We start from the raw sequence: 16,530 nt of genomic DNA, 5'->3' as shown, positions 1-16,530 counted from the left end.
TGATCTTGTCAGGTGGAGACGCGGCCTCGCGGCGGGCACCAGGACGAGTGGAAGTGCTGGAAGGGCCAGTCGGCGGTGCGGGCCCCGGCCGCGTAGGAGCTCTGCAGGAAGTCCAGCAGGGTGCCGCGCGGGTCGTCGGCCTTCCGGACGACGTCGTAGCGCAGCCGCGCCTGGTGGGTCGTCCCGGTCTGCTCCCAGGACGCCTCGGCGGGCAGGAGTCGCTGGCCGGTCAAGTCGTCCGGCTCGGGGTGGGTGTAGGAGTAGAACGCCGAGTACGGGTTGGCGCGGTCGCCCGCCCACCAGCCGCAGCTGATCACCTCGTGGCTGTAGGCCTCGGCGGTCACCGGGTCCACGCCCTCCATCGGAGGCGCGGACCGGCCGGAGAACCGCGCGGTCGCCAGGTCGAAGCTGTGCCAGAACAGCTGGACCGGGCTCGCCTTCCCGTCGAACCAGCTCTGGAACTCGCAGAACGCGTCGTCCACCCAGACCAGGGCGTCCCGGAACCGCTCGACGGCCGCCGCGTCGTAGGAGGCGTGCTCGGTGTCGTCCGCGAACGGCGTGGTCATCGGGACGCCGAACGGCTCCGCCTTGATCTTCACCTCGACGCCCAGCTCGCGCAGCAGCGCCTCGAGCTCGTAGTAGAACCCCGACACCGACAGGCCGTCCCGCAGCGGGATCGCCTCCTCGCGGTCGCGGGTGCGGACGACGAGCCGGTGCTGGACGAGGTCGAACGAGATCCGGAAGTGGACGCCGTCATGCAGCAGCCGCTGGGTGGAGTAGCCGTGCTCGTCCACCCGCAGCGTCACGTGCCACCAGTGGTTGCGGGGCGCGGTCGAGGCGAGCTGGATCTTCCCCACGATCTGCGTCCACAGGTGGAGGGTGTCCTTGGTGTCGGCCCAGTCGGCGTAGGCCGGAAGCTCGGGCGGTGCGGTGCTCATGCCTCGCCTTCTACCCCCGCGCGGATCTCCGGCACAACCCGGAGTTCCCTCCTGGGACGATCTTTGCGCCCCCGGTGCATATATTTCTCCCATGGTGTCCCCTTCGACGAATCCGGCCTCGGACGGCGCGACGCCGCGGCCCGTCCGCACTCCCACGGCGGCCGACCTGCGCGCCGCGGCCGGACGCGTCGCCGCGGCGCTCGACCCCACACCGGTGCTGCCCACCGCGCTCGCGCCCGGCGCGCTGCTCAAGGCCGAGACGCTCCAGCCGACCGGCTCGTTCAAGATCAGGGGCGCGGTCTCGGCGATCGCCGGGCTGACGGACGGGGCGCGTGCCGTCACCGCCAGCGCCGGGAACCACGGCCTCGGCTTCGCGCACGCCGCCGCCCGCTCCGGCGTGGACGCGACCGTCGTGGTGTCCGAGCACGCGTCCCCGGCGAAGGTCGCCAAGCTCGCGTCCTACCCGGTCGACCTCGTCCGGCACGGCGCGGACTACGACGCCGCCGAGGCGCACGCGCTGTCGCTGCCCGGCCGGTTCGTCTCGCCCTACAACGACCCGGACGTGATCGCCGGGCAGGGCACGATCGGCGTCGAACTGGACGCGCAGGCCGAGGGCTCGCTGACCGTCGTCGCTCCGGTCGGGGGCGGCGGCCTGCTCGCGGGCCTCGCGCTGTGGGCGTCCACGCGAGAGGACGTGCGGCTGGTCGGCGTCGAGTCGTCGGTGTCGCGCGCGGTGTCGGCCGCCGTCGCCGCGGGACGCGTCGTCCCGGTCGAGGTCGGTGACAGCATCGCCGACGGCCTGGTCGGCAACCTCGAGCCCGGCAGCGTCACCCCGGCCCTGATCGCCACCGCCGAGCCGGTCCTCACGCACGTGTCGGACGCCGAGATCCGCTCCGCGATGCGCTGGCTGTTCACCGAGCACGGCCTGGTCGCCGAGGGCTCGGGCGCGGCGGGCGTCGCGGCCGTCCTCGCCGGGAGGGTCGAGATCACCGGGCGGCTCGTGATCGTCCTGACCGGCCGTAACGTCACCATCGACACGTACCAGGAAGCTCTCGGCCAATGACGCCTCGGAGTCGCGCCCGGCATTGACGGGATAATCGACGGCATATCCGGCGACATCGTTAAGCGTTCTCTCAATTCCGCGTCGGCGGACCTTCGCGCTCCCTAGCTTTGGGTCGTCATCGGCCCCGGACCGGCATCGGCCCGGGCCGTCACCGACTCGGATCATCACCGATCCCCGGGAGAATTCGCAGAAGGAGTCCCGCGATGCCGGAAGACGTCACGACGAAGGCCCGGGCGGAGGCGCTGTACAGCGATCTCGTCCGCCTGGCGTATCTCGTCCTTCCGGGAACCGAGAAGCGCGTCTACCGTCTCGCGCTGGCCCGCCGCATCGTGGACGGCGTGCTGTCCGGGCGCATGGGCCTGGGCGTTCCGCCGGGCGCGGCGGACGGCGAGGTCGCGCAGGCGCAGCTGCGCGCGCGGGTCCTGCGCCGGGCGGCGCGTCCGTCCGGGCTGCTGCGCTTCGGGTTGAACCCCTGGCTCAAGGCGCTGCCCGGACGGCTTCCCGACCCGGCGCTGACCGCCGCGCTCGCGCGGCTGGAGATGCCGGTGCGGGTCGCCTGCGTGCTCCGCGCGGTCGACGGGATGCCCCGCTACCAGGTCCGGGACGCGCTGGTCGGGCTGGGCGTGAAGGACCCGTGGGCGGCGATGGAGGCGGCCGAGGAGGTCCGGCTGCCCGTGCCCGCCACGCCGTTCGAGCCCGCGTCGCCCCGTCCCGTCCGCCGCCGGTCCAAAGCGCCGATCGTCGGGGCCTCGGTCCTCACGGCCGGGCTGCTCGGCGCGCTGGTCGTGACCGAGAACGGAGCGGCGCTGGGCGAGCACGGCACCCGCGGCTTACGGCTCGTCTCCGCCGCCCCGGACGCCTGGACGAAGGGCCGGCGCACGCTCGAGACCTGGCCCGCGCGCGGCGACCTCACCACCGACCGCGCCCTCACGCGCGGCGCCCTGTCGGCGTGGGCCGCGTTGCGGACCGGAACCGTCCGGGGCGGCTCGGCGCAGCTCCTGTACGCCGGTCACCTGGACGGACGCACCGTCGCGGTGCTGCGCAACGGCGAGCGCGTCGCCCGCTACTCGGGTCCGGGGCGTCCGCTGGAGGTCACGGCGACCGGGACGGACCCGTCCGCCCCGGTCGCGCTCGGCGGCGGCCGGTACCTCCTCGCACCCTGGGACACCGAGGCGGCCGTCCCGGGCGGCGACGCCGTCCAGGTCAGGAACGGCGTGACCGAACCACTCGCGCCGCGCACCCACTGCGGACGCGGCCCGGTGCTCGACCTCACCGGCCCGGACGGCAGCCGCACCATCGGCGACCTCGGCGGCGCGCGGCCGGTCGTCCTGACCTACCGCACGGACGCGTCGTCCGCCGCGGAGCGCACGAGCACCTCGACGCGCCACAGGGCCGGACAAGTCGCCATGCCAGGACAACTCAGCGGCACCGGCCTGAAGTTGTGGGACCGGCTCGGCTGCGTCCTCCCGCAACCGGCCCGTCCGGTGGACCGGGCGGACGCGGCGGACTTCTGGTCCGGCTCGGTGCCCCACGGCGGCGGCAGCGCCGACTGGGTGTGCACAAGGCTCGACTTCGCGGGCGGCGGCAGCGCCGGGCAGGCAGCGCTGGTCGGGCACGCCGCCGACTCCACGCTGTCGGCGGGCGCGGGCGGCTGCGACGAGCGCCGCCCGGTCTCCGGACTCTGGTGGCGCGCCGACAGCGGCCACTGGTACTACCTCGCCGCCGCGGGCCGGGGCTTCACCCCGGAGGTGGAGGGACCGCTGCGGCACGTGAACGTCCGAGGCCGCCTCCTGGTCGCCTCCCCGCGCGGCGACGCCGACCACCGCCCGGACACGCCGGTCGACCTGACCGTGCGCGACACATGACATGGGAATTGAACGGTTCGAGGAGTTTCCCGTGACGGAGGAAATCAGCGCCAATTCCGTGGCGAACAAGCGTTATCGGCGACTCGCCCGGATCGCTTATCTCATCCTGCCGGAAGGACTCGAACGGCACGATCGGGTGGTGCTGGCGCACTGGATCGTCGGCCGCGCCCGGCATCGCCGGGACCACCGGGGCGACGCCGAGGTGATCTACGCCGGGCTGCGCCGCCGGGTGCTGCGCTCCGCGCTCCGCTCCGCCGTGCGCATCGACCAGCGCGGGCCGGGCGCCGAGCGCGTCCGGTCCGCCTCCTGGCTGCGCATCCAGCCGCTCGCCGACGGCGACCCCGCCGCCCTGGGCGTCCTCGCCGCGCTGTCACCCCGTGGCCGCGCCGCCTACGCGCTCCTGCGCCTGGAGGAGCTGCCCGAGGACGAGGCGCGCGCCGAACTCGCCGCCCTCGGGGTCCCGGGCCCGGACGACGCGCTCGCCGAGGCCGCCGCCGTCCCGCCGCTCGGTGAGGCCGTGGTCCGGGCGCTCGACCCGACCGTCGTCCGGCTGCACGCCCGCCGCACGTTCCGTCCGCTGGCCGCCGCCCGCGAGCTGCGCCGGCGGCGCGGCGCGCGGGTCGTCCTCGGCGCCGCCGTGGCCGTCGTGCCCGTGGCGACCGTCGGCGCGTTCGCGCTGGCCAACGGGGGGTTTCCGATCGCGGGCGTCCGGCTCGCCGGGCATCCGGCCGCCGAGCCGCGCGGCGGACGCGTCGTCGCCGCTCCCGACGACCTGTGGCGGCGCAGCGCCCGCCTCGAACTCACGGCCTGGCCCGCGCGCGGCGACCTCGTCCGCGACCGCGCCTTCGTGGCCCAGGCCGTCCGCGCGTGGGAGGCGGGCACGCCCGGCGCGGCGGCCAAGGCCGGAGGCCCGCAGCTGCTCTTCGCCGGGACGGTCGGGACGAGCCGGGTCGCGCTGCTCCGCGACGGCGCGACCGTCGCCCGGTTCACCGACGGACGCCTGGAGGTCTTCCCGGTCGGCCGGTCGCAGCCGGACGGCGCGACGCCGCTGAAGGTCGCGCCCGGCCGGTACCTGCTGCCGCCGTGGGTGAGCGGCGTGCGCGCCGCGGACCTGGCGTCCGGCGGGACGAAGGGGGCCGCGGCCTGGACGCCGGTGCCCGTCCGCGACGGTCTGACCGCGGACGTCCCGCAGCCGGTTCCGGCGCCCGCCGCGCGCGGCTGCTGGCGCGGGCCGGTGCTGGAGCTGTCGCAGCCGCAGGTCCCGGACGGCCGTCCGTACACGGTGGCCGACCTCGGCGGCCTGGTCTCGGCGAACCTGCTCTACCAGCCCGCTCCGCCCGGACCCGCCTGGCCGCACCCGGTGGGCGGCGGGCCGGACGCGCTGCCCGCCGGGTTCGCGCTGTGGCGGCGGATCGGGTGCAGCCCCGCCGGACCGGCCGCGCTCGACCGGCGCGGACGCGGCGACGTCGAGTCCGCGACCGCCCGCGAGTTCTGGACCGGCGCCCTCCCGGACGGCGCGGGCCCCGGCCACTGGATCTGCGCGCGCTACGCCTACACGGGCGGACGCGGCGCGACCTACGCCGTCCTGCTGGACGACCGGGGCGTGCACGTCACCGGCCGACGCCTCGACACGCCCGACTGCTCGTCCGCGGGCGGCGACCTGGCGAGCGCCGGATGGTGGCGGTCGCCGAAGGGCCGCTGGCACTACCTCGCCGCCGCGAGCCGCCGCGTGACCGTCCTCTCAGCGGAGGGCCCGTTCCAGCCGGCCGAGGCGGACCACGACTTCCTCGCCGGACGCGGGCCGGTCGCGGCGGTCCCGCCGTCCGGCCGGATCGTGGTGACCGCGCGCGACTTCAACCAGGTCCCGGTGCCGGTGTACCGCCGCCCGGGCGACTGACCGAACCGTCCACCGGGTCATGCACCGGGCCGATCACCGGACCCTGCCGTCAGTGACCGCTTACTCCGTCGGGCACAATGAGGGGCACCAACCGACGAGAGGGGCGCGAGATGGGACGAGGGCCGCTGGCCGGGGTCAGGGTGGTCGAACTGGCGGGCATCGGGCCCGGCCCGTTCGCCGCGATGCTGCTGGCCGACCTGGGGGCCGACGTCATCCGCGTCGACAGGGCCGCCGCCGCGCGCAGGGGCGGTGGCGCGACCGGCGGGACCGACTTCACCAACCGCGGCAAGCGCTCCGTCGCCGTGGACCTGAAGAGCGACAAGGGCCGCGAGCTCGTCCTGCGGATGGTGGAGAACTCCGACGTCCTGCTGGAAGGGTTCCGCCCGGGCGTCACCGAGCGGCTCGGCCTGGGGCCGGACGACTGCCTCGCCCGCAATCAGCGGCTCGTGTACGGCCGCATGACCGGCTGGGGTCAGGACGGGCCGCTCTCCCAGAGCGCCGGACACGACATCGGCTACATCGCGATCACCGGGACGCTGCACGCCATCGGCCGCGCGGGAGGCCCGCCGCAGGTCCCGATGAACCTGCTCGGCGACTTCGCGGGCGGCAGCATGTACCTGGTCGTCGGGATCCTCGCGGCGCTGCTGGAGTCCCGGACGAGCGGGCGCGGGCAGGTCGTCGACGCCGCGATCGTGGACGGCGCGTCCCACCTGTCCACGTTCATCCACGGCTTCATGGCGGGCGGCCTCTGGAAGGACGAGCGCGGCGTCAACATGCTCGACACCGGCGCGCCCTGGTACGACGTCTACGAGACCGCCGACGGAGAACACATGGCGGTCGGTGCGCTGGAGCCGCAGTTCTACGCCGAGTTCCTGCGCCTGCTCGGCCTCGCCGACGCGGGCCTTCCGAGCCAGCACGACCGCGACGCCTGGCCTGAGCTGCGCGAACGCTTCGCCGCCAGGTTCAAGGAACGCACCCGCGACGAGTGGGCCGAGATCTTCCTGCCGTCGGACGCGTGCGTCGCGCCCGTCCTGTCGATGACCGAGGCAGCCCGGCACCCTTACAACACCGAGCGGGAGGTGTTCGTCGAGCGTGACGGCCACCTTCAGCCCGCCCCGGCCCCCCGCTTCTCCCGCACCCCGGCGGACACCGACGGCAGGCCCGCCCTCCCCGGCGGCCACACCCGGGCCGTCCTCGCCGACCTGGGCATCGAGGACGCCGACGACCTCATCGCCTCGGGGGCCGTCGCCGAGAGCTGACCGTCCGAGAACCTTCCGGGGCCGTCGTCCGCAGCCGGACGGCGGCCCCGGTCACGTCGCGGCGGGCGGGCCCTCGGGCGGGACCGCCGCGATGTCGGCGATGTGGTGGCGCAGGGCCTCGGCGAGCTCGGGCGGCCCGATCCGGTCGGGTTGCAGGACGGCGTGCATCGTCAGGCCGTCCAGGAGCGCGTTCAGCCGGACGCGCTCGGCGCGCAGGTCGAGGCCGGGACGCAGCGCGCCGAGCCGGTCCGCGGCGGCGAGCAGGGTGTCGAGCATCCAGGCCAGCTCGTCGAACAGCTCCAGCGCGTAGGGCCGCAGGTCGGGACGGGTGCGCGCGGACGTGGTGAACGCCAGCCAGACCTCGGCCTCCTCGCGGCGGCGGTCGTCCAGCGGCAGGATCTCGGCGAGCAGCCGCTCCAGCGCCGCGACGTGCTCGGCCGCCGGGGCGTCCGCATCCGGGGTCTTCAGCGACCCCGCCGCCTCGCGGACGCGTTCCCCGGCCCGCTCGGCGAAGTACCTCATCGCGAAGATCATCAGGTCGGCCTGGCCGTCGAAGTAGTGCCGGACCGAGCCGATCGCCAGGCCCGCCTCGGCCGCGACCGCGCGCAGGGACGCCTGCTCCAGCCCGTCGCGCCGCGCCACCCGGAAGATGGCCTCGGCCACCTCGCGGCGGCGCTCCTCGGGATCCACCAGCTTGGGCATGCTCGCTTTATAACACACTCGTGCTACGTTGGGATTTAGCACGGAGATGCCAAATAAACGGGGAGGAACCGTGTCGACCGAGATCCTGACCTTTCTGCTGCTCCGCCTTCTGATCATCGGCGCGGGCGTGGTGCTGCTCGCCGTCGTCGCCGTCACGCTGCTCGTCATGCTGAAACGGCACGGCCGGCTGGAACGGGCGCGCTCGCTCGCCGAACCCGTCGTGCGCGGCTGGGCCGACCGGCCGCCGTCCGGCGGGGGAGGCACGCTGCGCCGGGCCGCCGTCCGCGGCGCGCTCGACCACCTCGACCGCCGCGAGAACCCCCACCACCCCACCGACGCCCACCAGGCACAGGAAGGGCGCTCGTCGGGGGGCTAGTCGCGGACCGCTCGCCTTCTGGGACGGCGCTTGACGTCCACGCCGCCCCAGAAGGCCAGCCCGGAGATGACGATCTCGGGCGCGCCCGGGACGCCGGGACCGCTCGCCAGATGGTCGAAGCCGCCCATGATCCCCACACCCGTCACCCGGACGTTGACGTCGTCCGGCACGATGATGTCGATCCCGCCCATGATCGCCACCGCGGTGATGTGGACGGTCTTCGAGGTGAACCGCGCCTCGCGCAGGTCGATGTCGCCGCCGCCCCAGTAGGCGAACGCGGTGAACGTCTCCGGGACGGTCCAGACGCCCTTCCGGTCGAACCCGCTCATGATCGCGACGCCGTTCGTCCACGTCGGCGTCTCGCCCGGCGCGATGACGAACCCGCCCGCCGTCCCGGCCGGACGCGCCGCCGGCGGCCCGACCGGCGCGGACCCGGAGACCGGCAGGTCGCGGGTCAGCGGTTCGAGGTCGGCGTACGTCCTCGCCTTGTAGACCGCGTCCAGCCGCTCGTCCACCTCGTCCAGCGTGAGCCGCCCCTCGCCCACGGCGTCCCGGAGGATCTGCGCGACCCGGTCGCGGTCGGCGTCGGAGGCCCGCATCTCCGGGGGGCGCGCGGGTTCTGGCTTCTCGGGCAGATTCGTCATGCCCGCAACCCTAGGCCCGAGCCCCCCGCGGGCCCAGCCCGGACAAGATACCGGTTCAGCCCCGGCGGACGCGGCGGACCCAGGCGGCGATCTGGTCGCGGGACGACAGCCCGAGCTTGGCCTGGATGTGCTCGACGGCCGTGTCGACCGTCCGCCGCGCCACCGAGAGGCGGTCGGCGATCTCGCGGTTCGACAGCCCGCGCGCGACCAGCACCGCGACCTCGCGTTCGCGGGCGGTGAGCGGCTGCCGTTCCGGCCTGGGCGCGGGCTCGCCGCGCGCCAGCGCGATCGCCTCGGCGACCGACAGCCGCGCGCCGCGCTCCTTGGCCGCCTGGAACCGCTCCGGCGGCAGCCGCTTGCGCAGCGCGTGCTCGGACGTGGCGCGCCGCCGCTTGTAGTCCGGCCCGTACAGCCGGGTCGCGCCGAGCCGCCGCCACATCGCCTCGGTCGCGCCGAGCAGCATCGCCGCCTGCTCGTACTCGCCGTGCACGACCGGCGCGGGTGTGAGCAGGTCGAGCGCGAGCGTGATGCCGAGCTGGTCGCCGAGCCGCTCCTTGATCCGCAGGCAGGCGAGCAGGTCGTCGGTCGCGGCCCGGTGCTCGCCGAGCCACCACAGCGCCGCGCCCCGCGCGTACAGCGCGAACGAGTGGCACCAGCGTTCGCCGGACGCCTCGCCGTCGCGGGCCGCGCCGTCCGCGAGCGCGAGCGCCTCCTGCTCCTTGCGCTGCAGCAGCAGGACGGTCGACAGGTGCGGGCCGGTCAGCAGCGCCAGCGGGTCCCGGTAGCCGAGCCGGTCGAACGCCTCGCGGGCCTGCTCCATGCGGGCGCGCGCCTCGTCCAGCTGGCCCTCGAACAGCGCGATCAGGCCCTCCCCGTGGACGACGTGCGCCAGCAGGTCGGGCGCCGACGCCACCTCGGCGGCCTCGGGCAGGACCGCCGCGGTCGCGGACACGTCCACGGTCGCCGTGGTGAACAGGTCGCGCGCCCGGTCGGTCTCGCCCTGCTGGACGGCGACCATGCCCGCGCCGTAGGCGATCCACGCCCGGTCGAGCGCGACGCGCGCCGCGTTCCCGGCGGACTCGGTCGGCGCCGCCAGCGCCCGGTCGTGCCAGCGCCGGGCCTCGCCGAACATGCCCAGGCAGATCCAGTAGTGCTGGAGGACGACCGTCAGGTGCAGCCCGGTCGCGACCTCCTCCGGCGTGGTGAGGGAGTACTCCAGCGCGACGCGCAGGTTCGGGTTCTCCTCGCCCAGCCGGGTCAGCCAGCCGAGCTGCTCGGCCCCGAGCGCCGCCTCGCGCGCGCGTTCGGCCAGCTCGAGGTAGTGGTCGCGGTGGCGTTGCCGCAGGCAGGGACCCTCGCCGAGCCCGGCGAGCCGCTCCGCGCCGTACTCGCGCAGCGTGTCGAGCATCCGGTAGCGGCGGCCGTCCCGCTCGACCTGGACGACCGACTTCTCCACGAGCCGTCCGAGCACCTCGAACAGCTCACCGCCGGGCAGGCCGTCGCCGCCGCAGACGCGTTCGGCGGCGGTCAGGTCGAAGTCGCCCGGGAACACCGACAGCCGCGCCCACAGCAGCCGCTCCTCGCCGGTGCACAGCTCGTGGCTCCACTCGATCGCGGCGCGGAGCGTCCGGTGCCGGTCGCCGCCCGCGCGCGCGGTGCCGAGCAGCCGGAACCGGTCGTCCATCCGCTCGGCGAGCTGCTCCACCGACATCGTCCGCATGCGGACGGCCGCCAGCTCGATCGCGAGGGGGATGCCGTCCAGCTGCGCGCACAGCCGCGCGACCACCGGCCGGTTCTCCTTGGTCAGCGCGAACCCCGGGACCATCGCCTCGGCCCGGTCGGCGAACAGCGCGACCGCGTCGTCCGCGCCCGCGTCCGCCGCGCGCCCCTGCCCGCCGCGCGCCCGGCCGCCCCCGGCGTCCGCGGTGTCGCCCGTCCCGGCGCCGGGATCCGCGGCGACGGCCAGCGGCGGGATCACCAGGTTGTGCTCGCCCATCACGTCCAGCGGCTCGCGGCTGGTGGCGAGCACCCGCAGCCGGGGCGCGGCCCGCAGCAGCGTCTCGACCAGGGCGGCCGTGCCCTCCACCAGGTGCTCGCAGGTGTCCAGGACGAGCAGCAGCTCGCGGTCGGACAGGTGCTCGCAGAGCCGGTCGGTCTGGTCGCCCGCCGCCTGGCCGGGCAGCCCGAGCTTGTCGGCGACGTGCCGGGCGAGCAGATCCGGCTCGCGCAGCGCCGACAGCTCGACCAGCCACGCGCCGCCCTCGAAGTCGCCGCGGGCCTCGGTGGCCAGCCGGAGCGCCAGCCGGGTCTTGCCGACCCCGCCCACGCCGGTCAGCGTGACCAGGCGCGAACGGGCCAGGACGCGCCTGGCCTCGGCCAGCTCGCGCCTCCGGCCGATGAACCGGGTCACCTCGGCGGGCAGGTTGCCGCCGTGCCGGTCGTCCGCCAGTGCCGTCACCGGTCACCTCGTTGGGGGAGGGAGCGTCGGGGATGTCTCGGGCCGGTCCGCGGGAGAGGACCGGTGAGACGTGATCTGCCTTGTGGGACGTGATCTGACTGTGAGATGGGATCTGTCGGATGGAAGCGTCAGGATGGGTGCATCGTACGCCGTCGGCCGCCCGGCCACCGGCGTAACGCGGGTCGATACGGCCGGTTACGGACGGCCTTCCCGCTCCGCCCGCACAACCTCCGTCCGCATGCTCCACGCTCGCACATCCGCCGCCCTCGCGCCCTCACCTCGGGCGTCCTCGACCACGTGCGTCCCCGGCCCGCACGCCCTCCAGGCGTGCGTTTTACGCTTGCGCGGTCTCCGGGCGCGCGCCGTCCGGCCGCGCTCCCTCCGGACGCGACCCGGGACGCGGCGACTCCAGGCGGACGACCACCGACTTGGACGTCGGGGTGTTGCTGACCTCCGCCGTGCTGTCCAGCGGCACGAGCACGTTGGCCTCGGGGAAGTAGGCCGCCGCGCAGCCGCGCGCGGTCGGGTAGGCGATGGTCCGGAAGCCGGGCGCGCGGCGCTCGGTGCCGTCCGTCCACTCCGACACCAGGTCGACCATCGCGCCGTCGGCGAACCCGAGCGCCCGGAGGTCGTCCGGGTGGACGAACACGACGCGGCGCCCGGCCTTGACGCCCCGGTACCTGTCGTCCAGGCCGTAGATCGTGGTGTTGTACTGGTCGTGGCTGCGGACGGTCTGGAGCAGCAGCCGCCCCTCCGGGACGCGCAGCACCTCCAGCGCGTTCGCGGTGAAGTTCGCCTTGCCCGTCGCGGTCGGGAAGCGGCGTTCGTCGCGCGGGGCGTGCGGCAGCGTGAACCCGTCCGGCTCACGCACGCGCGCGTTGTAGTCGTCGAACCCGGGGACGACCCGCTCCACATGGTCGCGGATCACGTCGTAGTCGCGTCCCATCGCGTCCCAGGCGATGCCGTGCCGGTCGCCGAGGACCCGCCGGGCCAGTCCGGTGACGATCGCTACCTCCGACCTGAGCTGCGGCGACGTGGGCGCGAGGCGTCCGCGCGAGGCGTGCACCATGCCCATGGAGTCCTCGACGGAGACGAACTGCTCGCCGCCCGCCTGGACGTCCCGCTCGGTGCGGCCCAGCGCGGGCAGGATCAGCGCCCGCCCGCCGGTGACCGCGTGCGACCGGTTCAGCTTCGTCGACACCTGGACGGTCAGCCGGCAGCGGCGCATCGCCGCCTCCGTCACGTCCGAGTCGGGGGTGGCGCGGATGAAGTTGCCGCCCATCGCGAAGAACACCTTCGCGCCGCCGTCCCGCATCGCGCGGATCGCGTCGACGGTGTCCAGGCCGTGCTCGCGCGGCGGCTCGAACCCGAACTCGGCGGCGAGCGCGTCCAGGAACGCGGGCTTCGGCTTCTCGTAGATCCCCATCGTCCGGTCGCCCTGGACGTTGGAGTGGCCGCGCACCGGGCACACGCCCGCGCCCGGACGGCCGATGTTGCCGCGCAGCAGCAGGAAGTTCACGACCTCGCGGATCGTCGGGACCGAGTTGCGGTGCTGCGTCAGGCCCATCGCCCAGCACACCACGATCCGCTTCGCCGCGAGGACGTCGCCGAGCGCCGCGGCGATCTCCCCGCGCGTCAGGCCGGTCGCGGCCAGCACGTCGTCCCAGTCCAGGTCCTTGACGTGGTCGGAGAACGCGTCGAACCCGTGGGTGTGCTCCTCGATGAACGCGCGGTCGACGGCGTCCGGGACGTCCGATTCGAGCAGCAGCCGGTTGAGCGCCTGGAACAGGGCCAGGTCGCCGTTCACCCGGATCTGCAGGAACCGGTCGGCGAGCCTGGTGCCCTTCCCGACCACCCCGGATGGCAGCTGCGGGTTCTTGAACCGGATCAGCCCGGCCTCCGGCAGCGGGTTCACCGCGACGATCCGCGCGCCCGCCTTCTTCGCCTTCTCCAGCGCCGACAGCATGCGCGGGTGGTTCGTCCCGGGGTTCTGCCCGACGACGAGGATCAGATCGGCCTGGTAGAGGTCGTCCAGCAGCACCGAGCCCTTGCCGATGCCGATCGTCTCGGTCAGCGCCGACCCGGACGACTCGTGGCACATGTTCGAGCAGTCCGGCAGGTTGTTCGTGCCGAACGCCCGGACGAACAGCTGGTAGGCGAACGCGGCCTCGTTGCTGGTGCGGCCGGAGGTGTAGAAGACCGCCTCGTCGGGGGAGTCCAGGGCGTTCAGCTCGTCCGCGACCAGGCCGAACGCCTCGTCCCAGGAGATCGGCTCGTAGTGCTCCGACCCCGGGTGCCTCACCATCGGCTCGGTCAGGCGGCCCTGCTGGCCGAGCCAGTGGTCGGTGCGTCCGGCCAGCTCGTCCACGGTGTGCTCGGCGAAGAACTCCCGGGTGATCCGGTGGGTCGTGGCCTCCTCGGCGACGGCCTTCGCGCCGTTCTCGCAGAACTCGGCGGTGTGGCGGTGGCCGGGCTCGGGCCACGCGCAGCCGGGACAGTCGAACCCGTCCTTCTGGTTGACCTTGAGCAGGGTCAGCGCGGTGCGCTTCACGCCCATCTGCTCGTAGGAGTCGCGCAAGGCGGCCGTCACGCCTGGCACGCCCGCGGCCCACCGCTTCGGCTTCACGACCTTCATTCCGGAGTCGTCGAAGTCCTCGCGCGGCGCCTCACGGCTCATCGTCCACACCCATTCTCCACCGGGAACTGCTCCCTCCCACTCTCGCACCTTTTCGCCCCGAAGCAGCACGACCCACCCCCCGACCTGCCCGAACGCCCTTCCGCGCCGGGGTTCGCCGGATGCCGCCGCCCAGGCCGGACGCCTTATGGGCGGGGGGCTTGGGGGTTGCCGGGGCGGTCGGCGGCCGCGTCGGAGGCGAAGGCGAGGATCTCGGCGAGGGGGAGCGCGTGGCCGCGGGCGCGCAGCTCGCGCATGCGCGGTTCGCCCAGGGAGTGGGCAATGATCGAGACGCCGCGTTCACGCAGGTCGGCGTAGTGGGGGCCGCGCGGCGCGGGCATGCCGAGCGTCTCCCGGAGCCGGTCGGACGCGCCCGCCAGCACGGCCGCGCGCTCGTACCCGCCGTCGGTGGCCGCGCAGGCCGTCAGCAGGTCCAAGGCCAGCGCGACCCCGCCGAGATCATCGAACGCGGCCCCCGTCGCGAGGCTCTCCAGGGCGTCCGCGAGGGCCGGGCCGGTGTCCCCGGCGAGCCAGCGGGACGCGCCGCGCGTCCACACCGCGACGCCCCGGCACCAGCTCTCGCCCTGTCCGTCGGAGATCTCCAGGGCCTGCGCGCACAGCGCGAGGGCCTCGTCCAGTTCGCCGCGCAGCGCGTGCGCCCAGGCCATGTCGGTCAGGACGGTGAGCGCCGCGACGTCCCGGTAACCCTCGGCGTCGTAGTGCGCGTGGGCCTCCCGGAACAGCTCCAGCGCCCCGGCCGGGTCGCCCGAGTGCTGCCGCAGCCGTCCCAGGCCCTGGACGGCGTGGGCCCGAAGATCGGCATCGCCGGACGCGTCGGCGGACGCGACCGCGTCGTCCAGAAGGGCCCCGGCGGCGGCCAGATCGCCCTGGAGCAGCGTGAACATGCCCTTCGCGTACTGTGCGCGACCGCGTTCGGGCAGGTCGGGCGTGGTGGACGCGAGGGCCTGCCGGTACCGGCCGCGGGCCTCGCCGACCCGGCTCGTCAGGAACCAGTGGTCGAACAGCGCGACCGACAGCCGCAGGCCCGCGGCCTCCTCGCCGGGTGTGGTCAGCGACCATTCCAGCGCCGCGCGCAGGTTCCCCGCCTCGTCCCGCAGGCGGCGCGTCCACCAGGCCTGGCGCGGGCCGAGGTGCTCGCGCGCGGCCCGCCCGGCGAGCGCGCCGAAGTGGTCGCGGTGGCGGCGGCGCAGCAGCGCGGTCTCCCCGGCCTCGTCGAGCCGCTCCGCGCCGTACTCGCTGAGGGTGTCGAGCATCCGGTAGCGTCCGGCGGCCGGGTCGAACCGCACCACGGACTTGTCGACCAGCATGGTCAGGACGTCCACCAGCTCGTCCACGGGAAGGTGATCGTCGGTGCAGACGGCCTCGGCGGCGGCGAGGTCGAAGCCGCCGGGGAACACCGACAGCCGCGCCCACAGCATCCGCTCGGCGGGCATGCACAGGTCGTGGCTCCAGGTGATCGCCGTGCGCAGCGTCCGGTGCCGGTGCCCGCCCGTCCGGGACGCGCCGTACGTCCCGCCGAGCACGCGGAACCGGTCCGACAGCCGCTCCACGATCTCCTCGACCGGCATCGCGCGCAGCCGGACGGCCGCCAGCTCCAGCGCCAGCGGGATGCCCTCCAGGCGGCGGCAGAGCAGGCGGACCGCGGCCCGGTTGCCGGGCGCGACGGCGAAGCCGGGGCTGCTGGCGCCCGCCCGCTCGGCGAACAGCGTGACCGAGTCGCAGGCCGCCATCTCGTCGTCGGCCGCGCCGTCCGCCGCGCCGGGGACCGTCGGGTCCGAGCCGTCCCGGGGGCGGGGCACCGGCAGCGGCGGGACGGGCACGAGGTGTTCGGCGACGATGTTCAGCGACTCGCGGCTCGTGGTGAGGACGCGCAGGCCGGGCGCGGCCGTCAGCAGCCGCTCGGCCAGCATCGCGCTCGCGTGCACGAGATGCTCGCAGGTGTCGAGGACGAGCAGCAGCTCGCGCGCCGCGAGCCGGTCGGCGAGGAACCCGGCCGGGTCGTCCACGTGGCGGCCGGGCAGCCGGAGGGTCTCGGCGATCACGCGCGGCAGCGACTCGGGCGCGCGCACGCCGGACAGCTCCACCAGCCACACCCCGTCGGGGAACAGCGGCCGGGCCCGGTCGGCGGCGCGGAGCGCGAGCCGGGTCTTGCCGACCCCGCCCGGCCCGAGCAGGGTCACCAGGCGGGCCCGCTCCAGCGCGCGCAGCACCTGGTCCAGCTCGGCCCGGCGGCCGACGAAGCTGGTCGACTCGGCGGGCAGGTTGCCCGGCCGTCCTTGCGAACTCGCCACCGCTGGCCTCGGCTATCGAGTCGGGTTCGGGGGATTCGTGCGTGCGGAACGCGACGTTCCCCTCCACGAGGACCTGACCGGCGGACTCTCAAAGCGGAGCACGGACGGACCAGCACGGACGGACCGGCACGGACGGACCGGCACGGACGGACCGGCACGGACGGACCGGCACGGACGGACCGGCACGGACGGACCGGCACGGGCCGACCGGCACGGGCCGACCGGCACAGGCGAACCGGGACGGGCGAACCGGGACGGACGGACCGGCGGACGAACCGGCGCAGGCGGACCAGAAGGGTGGACCGGCCCAGCGGACCGGTGGGCAGACCGGCGCGGACGGGA

11 protein-coding genes are annotated in these 16,530 nt (G+C 74.9%); 5 read left to right on the top strand and 6 right to left on the bottom strand.

Features of this window, described 5'->3' with window-relative positions:
* Positions 1-8: 8 nt before the first annotated feature.
* Positions 9-938 (bottom strand): DUF5996 family protein, encoded by a 930-nt coding sequence (locus P696_RS48725; RefSeq protein WP_034487356.1) that lies wholly within the window; start codon positions 936-938, stop codon positions 9-11.
* Positions 939-1,029: 91 nt separating this feature from the next.
* On the opposite strand from P696_RS48725, the gene P696_RS0128310 reads away from it, so the two are divergent.
* From P696_RS0128310 to P696_RS0128295, 4 genes are all read left to right on the top strand, one after another.
* Complete coding sequence (locus tag P696_RS0128310; RefSeq protein ID WP_026414960.1) at positions 1,030-2,001, top strand: threonine ammonia-lyase; 972 nt, start codon at positions 1,030-1,032, stop codon at positions 1,999-2,001.
* Between the two features lie 203 nt (positions 2,002-2,204).
* Positions 2,205-3,866: a hypothetical protein gene (locus P696_RS0128305; RefSeq protein ID WP_026414959.1), complete on the top strand. Its 1,662-nt coding sequence runs from the start codon at positions 2,205-2,207 to the stop codon at positions 3,864-3,866.
* Between the two features lie 31 nt (positions 3,867-3,897).
* Positions 3,898-5,763, top strand: a complete 1,866-nt coding sequence (locus tag P696_RS0128300) for a hypothetical protein (protein ID WP_157429969.1) — start codon at positions 3,898-3,900, stop codon at positions 5,761-5,763.
* Between the two features lie 110 nt (positions 5,764-5,873).
* Entirely contained in the window at positions 5,874-7,022 is a 1,149-nt protein-coding gene (locus tag P696_RS0128295; RefSeq protein WP_026414957.1) for a CaiB/BaiF CoA transferase family protein, read from the top strand.
* Positions 7,023-7,073: 51 nt separating this feature from the next.
* On the opposite strand, the gene P696_RS48720 is transcribed toward P696_RS0128295, so the two are convergent.
* On the bottom strand, positions 7,074-7,724 hold the full coding sequence (locus tag P696_RS48720) for a TetR/AcrR family transcriptional regulator (RefSeq protein ID WP_034487350.1): 651 nt from the start codon (positions 7,722-7,724) through the stop codon (positions 7,074-7,076).
* A gap of 70 nt (positions 7,725-7,794) precedes the next feature.
* Here P696_RS48720 and P696_RS0128285 point away from each other — a divergent pair, with 70 nt between their 5' ends.
* Entirely contained in the window at positions 7,795-8,100 is a 306-nt protein-coding gene (locus P696_RS0128285) for a hypothetical protein (RefSeq protein WP_026414956.1), read from the top strand.
* On the opposite strand, the gene P696_RS0128280 is transcribed toward P696_RS0128285, so the two are convergent.
* From P696_RS0128280 to P696_RS48710, 4 genes are all read right to left on the bottom strand, one after another.
* Complete coding sequence (locus tag P696_RS0128280; protein WP_034487348.1) at positions 8,097-8,744, bottom strand: DUF1707 SHOCT-like domain-containing protein; 648 nt, start codon at positions 8,742-8,744, stop codon at positions 8,097-8,099. The two genes, P696_RS0128285 and P696_RS0128280, sit on opposite strands and share 4 nt — an antisense overlap.
* Before the next feature lie 55 nt (positions 8,745-8,799).
* The gene (locus P696_RS0128275; protein WP_026414954.1) at positions 8,800-11,202 is read right to left on the bottom strand and encodes an ATP-binding protein; all 2,403 of its coding nucleotides are present in this window, start codon (positions 11,200-11,202) and stop codon (positions 8,800-8,802) included.
* 334 nt (positions 11,203-11,536) lie between these two features.
* Positions 11,537-13,879 carry an FdhF/YdeP family oxidoreductase gene (locus P696_RS48715; RefSeq protein ID WP_051468294.1) on the bottom strand — a complete coding sequence of 781 codons (2,343 nt, stop codon included), beginning with the start codon at positions 13,877-13,879 and terminating at the stop codon, positions 11,537-11,539.
* Positions 13,880-14,022: 143 nt separating this feature from the next.
* Positions 14,023-16,188 (bottom strand): ATP-binding protein, encoded by a 2,166-nt coding sequence (locus P696_RS48710; protein WP_051468281.1) that lies wholly within the window; start codon positions 16,186-16,188, stop codon positions 14,023-14,025.
* Positions 16,189-16,530 lie beyond the last annotated feature (342 nt).

Source organism: Actinomadura oligospora ATCC 43269 (assembly GCF_000518265.1).
Classification (GTDB): Bacteria; Actinomycetota; Actinomycetes; order Streptosporangiales; family Streptosporangiaceae; genus Spirillospora; species Spirillospora oligospora.
Note: the sequence above shows the minus strand (reverse complement) of the source record. Positions and strands in the feature narration are given on the sequence as shown.

Excerpts from the sequence above, each read along its gene's own strand:
- P696_RS48725 (WP_034487356.1), bottom strand. The coding sequence starts at position 938 with ATGAGCACCGCACCGCCCGAGCTTCCGGCCTACGCCGACTGGGCCGAC.
- P696_RS0128310 (WP_026414960.1), top strand. The coding sequence starts at position 1,030 with ATGGTGTCCCCTTCGACGAATCCGGCCTCGGACGGCGCGACGCCGCGG.
- P696_RS0128305 (WP_026414959.1), top strand. The coding sequence starts at position 2,205 with ATGCCGGAAGACGTCACGACGAAGGCCCGGGCGGAGGCGCTGTACAGC.
- P696_RS0128295 (WP_026414957.1), top strand. The coding sequence starts at position 5,874 with ATGGGACGAGGGCCGCTGGCCGGGGTCAGGGTGGTCGAACTGGCGGGC.
- P696_RS48720 (WP_034487350.1), bottom strand. The coding sequence starts at position 7,724 with ATGCCCAAGCTGGTGGATCCCGAGGAGCGCCGCCGCGAGGTGGCCGAG.
- P696_RS0128280 (WP_034487348.1), bottom strand. The coding sequence starts at position 8,744 with ATGACGAATCTGCCCGAGAAGCCAGAACCCGCGCGCCCCCCGGAGATG.
- P696_RS48715 (WP_051468294.1), bottom strand. The coding sequence starts at position 13,879 with ATGAGCCGTGAGGCGCCGCGCGAGGACTTCGACGACTCCGGAATGAAG.